We start from the raw sequence: 5,579 nt of genomic DNA, 5'->3' as shown, positions 1-5,579 counted from the left end.
CATACGTACAGGTACTGACCCGCTGGTCGTTCACAGTGTGGTTGTCGTCAAACTGCTGGTCGTACGTTGCTTTGTCACCGGATTCGATGTCGAGTACTACCGACATATGAGTGAGAATACCACCCACTCACTTATGATTTGTGGCTGTAATGAAAATTCAATATTGAGTGAATGAGTTTCTGACTGCCATTTAGCAGCCGTCTCAAAGCGAATCACTCATCTTTGAGATGGCGGACGAATTCACCGATAAAACGACGTTTGGCGCATTAAAGGGCCTGAAACAACCCACATCCCAATCATTTCCTTTTAATCACTGGTGTAAAATAGTACTGCACGAATGTATATTTGTGTAGTAATAGTTTAGTTTTCTCGGTGGAACGAAGCGTGCATGTCAGTGTCTGTCTCCATAGAGGCGCTCGGTGAAAGGTGGTCTCGAAGCCGTCGACCCCCTGAATCGGGCTGTGGTATCTCGCCAGTGCAAGTGACAGCAACCAGTGACGAAACGATGAACGAACGGTTCTCGACTCAGACTCACGGCGGTCTCTCCCAATGACACAGCAGCTTGCAGCACGAGAAAAACGAGCGATTGCAGGACAGGCACGCACGTTACACGAACGACTAGAGGGGCCACCGAACGACCACGGGGACGACCCACCAATCGCCCCTGACGACCTGCTCGACAAGTGGCGCGAACTGTTTTCGGACGCCGAAGCGTTCCACGAACGACTCGCGTACGACGACCTCACTGAGTCGGAGGTTCGAGACCAGCTTACGGCAACACACTGGCCAGCAACTGAACCGTTACCCGACTGGATTGACCGACTCGACTCACTTCTCGCCCACGTTTCCGAGTACCGGTCCTGCGATGAAGCGCGACTCTCCGCCCCCAAGGGAGTTCCGTTCAGTGACCTATTGGTCGCATTCGCAGATTACGGGCTGGAACAACTCGACGCCGACACCCGGTCACAGCCCGTTGCCCAGCAACTCGGCGAGTGGCTCATCGCTCGACTCAGTCGAGTGTCCGTCCGAGCGCTGTACGTCGAGTTCAAGTCGTTCGTCGAGTACCACGACCCGGACCTCGCGGCAGCCGACCCGGCCACCGTCTCGAATCCGGGGACGACGTACTATGACCAGTTTATCGATGCGATGTTCGACGGCGGGATTCGGAAGTTCTGTCTCGAATATCCGGTGCTCGCCAGATACTTCACCCAGCTAGTCACCCAGTGGGTGACGACGGTTACGCTGGTTCAACACCGATTACAGGCCGACCGGTCTGCACTCGAAGCACGGTTCGGAGTCGACGGTGCGGTCACCGAATTCGTCCCGCTCGCCGACGATACACATGCAGGCGGGCAGGTTCCGGTTCGCGTCTCGTTCGAATCCGGGTCAGTCATCTACAAGCCGAGACCGATAGACGCCGGTGTCTCACTGTACGAAGTACTCGAACGGCTAGATGACTATCTGGAAACACCGTCGTTCAGTACACCGGAGTATCTGTCTCGCGAGGGCTACGGTTGGATGGAGCCTATCGAGTACGACGAACCAACCGATACGGCCGCAGTCGAACGGTACTACGAGCGGGCGGGGGTCCTCCTGTGTGTAGCGTACGTGCTCGACCTCCCCGATTGTCAGTACGAGAATCTCATCGTCCGTGGCGAACAGCCGACGATTATCGATGCGGAGACGCTGTTCCACCCACCCGTCTCTCCTACCGACTCCTCGTCCACGACAGCGATAGCCGCCGCGACGTCGGATACTGTTCTCCGAACCGCACTGTTGCCGTGGAAGGTGGTCGACAGCGACGACGACGGGTCGTCACCGTTTTTAGCCGCTGGTCTCGGGCGGAACAGCGAGACGAAAGCGGTCTCGGAGGTATCGAAACCCGTCATCAAGGCGGCCAACACAGACGTGATGACCGTCGAGGGAGAGTCGCCGACGGTCGACCGAAGAACAAACACGCCCAGCGTGGACGGTGTCGACCGACCACCTGAACGATACCTCGACGCCATCATCGGCGGCTTTCAGCGAACCCACGAGACGGTTTGCAGCCTGCACGAGGACGGCCAGTTCCGTACCGATATCCTCACTTCGGAGCTTGTCGAGAGAATCGAAAACCGACTGGTGTATCGCCCGACGGCGACGTACAGTTCGATTCTGCGACTGAGCCGAGCACGAGACCCGCTTCGAGATGGTGCCCGACTCTCCGTCGAACTCGAACGGCTCGCAGCGCCGTTTTTCGACGGCCGAATCGAATCCGACCGGTTCTGGGGGCTGTTCGAAGCTGAACGACGGTCGCTCCTTCGTCGGGACGTACCGCGGTTCACTGCCCAACCAGACCAGACGATGGTATCGCACGATGGGACCGAGACTGGTGTTTCGGTGGATACGTCCGGGTACGAACGGTGTCTCCAGCGACTCGACGCGATGGACGCAGCCGACCGGCAACGACAAACCGAGCTTCTCCGCCGGTGTCTCGATGCGTCGATTCCGGACCGAGGGGCACCGGCGTCGCCCGAACCAGTGACTGACGACCGACTCCAGCGCGAAGCAGTCAAACACGGTGATATGGTACTCAACGCAGCAATCGAGACAGAGGCTGGTCGCCAGTGGGTCTCGTATATCGGTGCGGAGTTGCCACAGCTTGGGCTCTCACCAGCAGACAACACGCTTTACGCCGGGCGAGGTGGCATCGGGATTGCCGCAGCGGCACTGTACGACCAAACAGGCCACAGCCGTTTCGAGGAACTCGCAGTCGACTGTCTCGATGCAGTTGCCAGCGACCGGGGGGTGTCAGAAACCGAGTTCGGTGGTATCACCGGCACCGGGTCGCTCGTGTACAGCCTCTCTGTTGCCGCCGACCTTCTGGACCGACCAGTGTATCGAGAGCGTGCTGCGGCCCACGCTCGTGCTGTGACGACAGAGCAACTCGCGGCAGACGAGACATTCGACGTTATCGATGGGACCGCCGGAGTACTGCTCGGACTGCTCGCACACTACGAGCGATACGGCGGGTCGACGGTTCTCGACCGGGCGCTCGATTGTGGAAAGCGACTGCTCGACAACCGAGTCTCGGTCGATGGACACCACGTCTGGACGACTGGCACTGGAAAGCCACTGCCAGGAATGGCACACGGTCAGAGCGGTATCGCGTATGCGCTCGCCCGACTCGGTGCAGTCGTCGACGACGACCGATACGAGACGGCGGCCCGCGAGGCCCTCGCGTACGAGTCTACGTTGTACGACCCAGAGCAATCGAACTACCCGATTCCGACAGACGCCGGGGACCCCCAGTATCTGGACCGGTGGTGCGAGGGGCGGACGGGATGTGCACTCGCGCGACTTGGCATCGGCAGCGTTCTCGACGACGAGGCGCTTCTCACCGAGGCAAACCAACTGCTGTCGGCGACCGCTTCGGCCGACAGGAACCAGTACGACCAGCTTTGCTGTGGCACACTCGGGCAGGCGACGGCGCTACTCGAATCGGCGCGCCGAACCGGGCGAGACGAGACTGACGCGCGTGCGCTGGTCGACCGCTGTGTCGCACGACAGGAACAGTCGGGGGCGTTGTGCATGCCCGGTCACAGCCGACAGCTTCCGAACTCGACGTTCTTCAATGGGGGAAGCGGAGTGGCGTACAGCCTGCTCCGGTTCGCCAACCCTGACGAACTTCCCTGTGTGCTTCTGCTGGAGTGAGGTTACCCTTGGTGTGGTGATTCGGCTGGTGCGAGATTGCCGCTGATGTGGTGATTCGGCTGGCGTGAGATTGCTGCTGATGTGAGGGTTCTGCTGGGTGAAGCTCCGCGGGAGTGAACTTCTCGGAACGGTGGTCGCCTCGGTGCTGGACGAACGACCGGGTCGCCACAAGATACAAGACGCTGGTGAGAAAGTCGCAAACATGTCAGAGTTAAAAAAGGTCGTGTTCACGGTCGCCGACGTCGAGGCCGAGGAACGACTGATTCGAGAGTACGTCGCGTCTGCGTTCCAGCGAATCGAACACCGAGACGACGCCCAGTGGCCGATTTTCAACCGCTACGGACAGGACCCGTCCATGGACCACGGTGAAGTCGTGTTCTACATCTTCGGCGATACAGAGGCGGTCGTTAGTGATGAACGACCGCGATGGGACGAACTCGCCGCCAGCAACCGACTCGACGAGTGGGAGGTCGTCGACACCGGCGTCGAGATTGCCGATTTCGACGAACGGCAACGACTCCAGTTTCGACTCCGGTACGCGGCGAGTCGGATGAGCTTAGACTGCCTGGATACCTTCGACTCACTCCCCGACGCACTGGACGAGTTCGAAGACGAGGTGTACACGGTCGGCTGGGGGTCCTGTCTCCACCACCTCATCAACCAGCTTGGATACCAGGCAAACGGCGGGGAAGAAGAGATAGACCTCCTGTTTCAGAGTCTGGTGGGACGGCTATACGCGATGAATATGGCTCCCAGCTATGGTTCGGGGGTTACCGTGTCGAAGATAGAGGAGTTGAAAACGGAACTCGACGCGTTGTCGACCAGACTCCAAGAGCAGGAACGCGACCAGCAGACGACGTAATCGGTAGGGGAGACTGCGGGTATCGACGGCGATGGCGGCGGTGATAGCGGTGACAACCTACGTCAGTGAGCCGCCCGAATTACGGCTCGTTCATGCGAGACCGATTTTCTCGCGGTACGCGCCGTACTTCGCCTCGAAGACATCCATGATTTCACCCATCGTGGCGTAGGCCTTCACGGCATCGACGAGCACGGGCATGACGTTCTCTTCTGCTTCGATTGTCTCGCGGAGTTCGTCGAGTGCCGCCTCGACTTCCTCGTCGTCGCGCTCTTGTTTAACCGATTCGAGGCGTTCGAGTTGGCGGTCCTGCACCTCGTCTTCGACGTGCAGGAGGTCGGGTTTGGTGTCGCCGTCGGTCGCGTACTTGTTGACGCCGACGACGATTTCTTCGTTCTTCTCGACGCGCGACTGGTACTCGTAGGACGCTTCGCCGATTTCCTTGTGGTAATAGCCTTCATCGATACCGGCGAGGACGCCGTCGCGGACCGACCCGTCGCCCATCTCGCGAATCTCCTCGATGTAGGCCATCGCCTCGTCCTCGATTTCATCGGTGAGTTTCTCGATGAAGAAACTGCCGCCGAGCGGGTCGATAACGTCGGCTGCGCCGGATTCCTCGGCGATTATCTGTTGGGTGCGTAGGGCGACCGTAACCGCCTCTTCGGACGGGAGCGCCAGTGCCTCGTCGAAGCTGTTGGTGTGAAGCGACTGGGTTCCGCCGAGGACGCCCGCGAGCGCCTGAATCGTGACGCGGACGATGTTGTTGAGCGGTTGTTGCGCCGTCAGCGACTGCCCCGCCGTCTGGGTGTGGAACTTCAGTTGCTTCGAGCGCTCGTCTTCGGCACCGTACCACTCGGTCATCACGTGGTGGTAAATCCGCCGAGCGGCGCGGAACTTTGCAACTTCCTCGAAGATGGAGTTGTGCGAGTTGAAGAAGAACGAGAGTTGCGGGGCGAACTCGTCGATGTCGAGGCCGCGGTCCACCGCGTCTTCGACGTAAGCGAAGCCGTCGGCGAGGGTGAATGCG

3 protein-coding genes are annotated in these 5,579 nt (G+C 59.7%); 2 read left to right on the top strand and 1 reads right to left on the bottom strand.

Annotated features, from left to right (window positions below; all coding sequences use genetic code 11):
* The first annotated feature begins 549 nt into the window (after positions 1-549).
* Both QT222_RS07510 and QT222_RS07505 read left to right on the top strand, forming a co-directional pair.
* Positions 550-3,693, top strand: a complete 3,144-nt coding sequence (locus tag QT222_RS07510) for a type 2 lanthipeptide synthetase LanM family protein (RefSeq protein WP_491476800.1) — start codon at positions 550-552, stop codon at positions 3,691-3,693.
* A 202-nt stretch (positions 3,694-3,895) separates the two neighbouring features.
* Positions 3,896-4,555 carry a hypothetical protein gene (locus QT222_RS07505; RefSeq protein WP_231512914.1) on the top strand — a complete coding sequence of 220 codons (660 nt, stop codon included), beginning with the start codon at positions 3,896-3,898 and terminating at the stop codon, positions 4,553-4,555.
* A 90-nt stretch (positions 4,556-4,645) separates the two neighbouring features.
* Here QT222_RS07505 and QT222_RS07500 read toward each other — a convergent pair.
* A partial coding sequence (locus QT222_RS07500; RefSeq protein ID WP_491476799.1) for a methylmalonyl-CoA mutase family protein occupies positions 4,646-5,579 on the bottom strand: 934 nt, incomplete at its 5' end.

The sequence above is a fragment of the Haloferax sp. s1 genome (genome assembly GCF_058382125.1).
The sequence above is the reverse complement of the archived record's forward strand: the minus strand, read 5'-3'. Positions and strand labels throughout refer to the sequence as shown.

What these genes read in the sequence shown, in the direction of transcription:
- QT222_RS07510 (WP_491476800.1), top strand. Translation starts at nt 550, where the DNA reads ATGACACAGCAGCTTGCAGCACGAGAAAAACGAGCGATTGCAGGACAG.
- QT222_RS07505 (WP_231512914.1), top strand. Translation starts at nt 3,896, where the DNA reads ATGTCAGAGTTAAAAAAGGTCGTGTTCACGGTCGCCGACGTCGAGGCC.